This is a genomic window from Escherichia sp. E2586 (genome assembly GCF_005781105.1).
GTDB lineage: Bacteria > Pseudomonadota > Gammaproteobacteria > Enterobacterales > Enterobacteriaceae > Escherichia.
Genome location: NZ_VATN01000059.1, coordinates 1 through 2,668, shown reverse-complemented (window position 1 = coordinate 2,668; position 2,668 = coordinate 1). Strand labels below are relative to the sequence as shown.

Sequence of the window (2,668 nt, the reverse complement as noted above, 5' to 3'; positions counted from 1 at the left end):
CGGGCGGTTCATAGTTACGGACCCGATAGGGCTAAATGGGGGAATAAACCTCTATCAGTATGCGCCTAATCCGCTGTCATGGATCGATCCGTTAGGGTTGATGTGTGCAACTTTGAAGAAAAGCGGCCATGCTTTACAACGGCATCGTGAAGGACGACCTATTGGTACTGTTATTAATGATCTTCAAAGGGCTAGACCCAGTGATATTCTAATTCAGACGGCAGATAATCGTTGGGTTGTGAAGGGACCAAATGGAAGGATTCATATTATAGAAGCGGATGGTTCCGAAGTTGTAACCACGATGACAAATCCCAAGCGCAATACGAGTAGAAGAACGAGTGATCAGGGTAACGGTCCGCGATGGCGGCATATGACCCCAGAAGAAGAACAAAAATTTAAAGACATATTTGGTGATTATGTGAGGTTCTGATATGTATCTTATAAAACATGATGATAGTTCAGGTGTTTCCATGTTCCAACTGGAATTATCAGAAGGTGAGTTGATTCTATATGAATCTTGTTTGCATTATGTTTTGAAAAATTGTCCTGAGCATGATGTTTCTGATGTTGTGGAGTGTGAAGACAAGGAAGAGCTGACTTATTTCCAAGAGGCGATTTTAAGGCTTCTGGTTAAATATGCAGACAAAACACTCTTACCTGAAAGATATTTTGAACACCCATATCCAGAATATAAAGATTATGAATAAGCGACACATTATAGCATTACGATGGTACAGATCTGGTGATGAGCATTGTGGGTGAAAATGTGCTTAAGCCAGTTGGCAGCAGTGGTCACGTTTTCTGACGGACATTGCCGGATGTTGAGCTGCATGCCAGTGCGCTGGTCCGGCGGGAGCGCCCGGCGCTGTGGGTGCGGGGAGAGCGACTGAATGACGGTACCAGAATACAGCAAAATCTGCGCTTTCAGGGGCAGTATCTTGACCGTGAAACGGGGTTGCATTATAACCTGTTCAGGTATTATGACCCTGATTGTGGAAGGTTTACGCAGCCTGATCCGATAGGGCTGCGGGGCGGGTTAAACTTATATGCTTATGCGCCGAATCCGTTAAGCTGGATCGATCCTTTAGGTCTTAAATGTGGAGGTGTTAACCGGCGTCAGGCTTTAAATAAAGCAAAAGATCTTGCGGGTATACCTCGTTCTCAACAGCCTAATAGGCAATGGACGGTTGGTAATAATCCAATGAGGAGAGGACAAACGAATTATAGATATTCGGAAGATCTTGGTTCTCATGGACGATATTATGAATATACAGATGCCCGAGGACATAAGAGAGTCGTTGTTGAGCATACTGCCGATCCGAGAGCACCAGGACCACATACTCATGCAGGGCAACCTAAACCAGGTGCAGATCCCAGAACCTATGATTTTAAAAATGATAGGTACCAAAAGATAAATAATCCTTCAACCAATGATCACCATATTTATTATGATTAATAAAATTGAAGAAAAACTAATTCTGCTTAGAGCAAAGAAATTTACTGATAATCTTGAAGGACTTGAATCATTCTCCATCTCTTTGTTGGGAAACGATATTTTTTTATGGCATAGAGATGAATTAAAAATGGCCAATGCTATTGACAATAAGAATGAAAGGGTTCTCTTTAAACAACCCGTAGCGGAAGATAAGCTAATTAATGCTGTGATTTCTTTATTGAATATAGACAAAATTTTTCTTTGCTGGCTTGTTTATGAGGACAGGTGTGGAATATTTATTCGCGGAAATGATTTCAAATTATTTTTAGCTAGCGTATTTAGATTAAATAATTCATATGATGCATCACTAATATTTGAATCACCTGATAGAGTAATTTCTATAAGTGACAATGAGTATGATGTTGATATTTTTTATAAACTAAAATAGCACCTGAAAGGCTGGGAAGAATATTAAACCTTCCCGGCTTTTTTATTATTTAGCTCTCGTTCAGTCCACTAAACCAGCACGTCCTTCACGCCCTTAACCACCCGTTTAGCCTGATAAAGCTGCTCGCGCAGCTCCTGCACCTCATTGCTCTCAGCCATCAACACAATACACCCCTCCGATATTTTTACGGTCACGCCGCGTCCGGTCTCAAATCCCGCCTCAGCCAGCCAGTCGCCTTTAAGGTGCAGGCTGGGGTGTCGTGAATAATATGTCGTCATACCCGTTTTGCTGTTGCGGTGGCAGACACTGACATAGCCCACCTGATAGTGGCGCTGGGTTTTGGAAATGGTGACTTCTGGCGTAATATCGTGTTCAGCCATGATTAACTACTCCTGTTAGTTGCTTGTGGTGAGCGGCTGTTACAGGCGGCAACCTGTAGCAGTCGCGTTAAATATCAACGCATTACCTTCATTACCTGCTTCATCTTCTCCTGCGTGATCGCCATATCCAGAATACGGCAGATCACTTCCTGATCGTCTGCTTTAAGCTCATCAACCTGCTTACATGGTTCTTTTAACCTATTGTTTTTAATATCAAAAACAGGAGCGGTGGAACCCTCTTCACCCAGCAGCAGGTGGTCAATACTGACTTCCAGAAGCTGGGCCAGCTTAATGATGTAATCAAACTGCGGCTTAACCTGTCCCTGCTCCCAGTGTAAATAGACCCGTTTTAGTTCCATGCATTTTTTGAGAACCCGGCCAAATTGACCCTGGCCCAAAATCAGT

Annotated in this window: 6 protein-coding genes; 4 read left to right on the top strand and 2 right to left on the bottom strand. The window is 43.0% G+C overall.

Features of this window, described 5'->3' with window-relative positions; translation table 11 throughout:
• The 4 genes from FEK50_RS24090 to FEK50_RS24075 all read left to right on the top strand — a co-directional run.
• Positions 1 to 430 (top strand): RHS repeat-associated core domain-containing protein (locus FEK50_RS24090; RefSeq protein WP_240783268.1); only part of this gene is annotated, 430 nt, incomplete at its 5' end.
• A gap of 40 nt (positions 431 to 470) precedes the next feature.
• Positions 471 to 707 carry a hypothetical protein gene (locus FEK50_RS24085; RefSeq protein WP_131162580.1) on the top strand — a complete coding sequence of 79 codons (237 nt, stop codon included), beginning with the start codon at positions 471 to 473 and terminating at the stop codon, positions 705 to 707.
• A gap of 104 nt (positions 708 to 811) precedes the next feature.
• Complete coding sequence (locus tag FEK50_RS24080; RefSeq protein ID WP_167852348.1) at positions 812 to 1,456, top strand: RHS repeat-associated core domain-containing protein; 645 nt, start codon at positions 812 to 814, stop codon at positions 1,454 to 1,456.
• Positions 1,449 to 1,883: a hypothetical protein gene (locus tag FEK50_RS24075; RefSeq protein WP_131162581.1), complete on the top strand. Its 435-nt coding sequence runs from the start codon at positions 1,449 to 1,451 to the stop codon at positions 1,881 to 1,883. The genes FEK50_RS24080 and FEK50_RS24075 overlap by 8 nt, the downstream gene beginning before the upstream one ends.
• A gap of 68 nt (positions 1,884 to 1,951) precedes the next feature.
• On the opposite strand, the gene FEK50_RS24070 is transcribed toward FEK50_RS24075, so the two are convergent.
• Together FEK50_RS24070 and FEK50_RS24065 are read right to left on the bottom strand one after the other, a co-directional pair.
• The gene (locus FEK50_RS24070) at positions 1,952 to 2,263 is read right to left on the bottom strand and encodes a SymE family type I addiction module toxin (protein WP_131162582.1); all 312 of its coding nucleotides are present in this window, start codon (positions 2,261 to 2,263) and stop codon (positions 1,952 to 1,954) included.
• A 74-nt stretch (positions 2,264 to 2,337) separates the two neighbouring features.
• On the bottom strand, positions 2,338 to 2,668 hold a 331-nt coding region (locus tag FEK50_RS24065), incomplete at its 5' end, for a helix-turn-helix transcriptional regulator (RefSeq protein WP_240783267.1).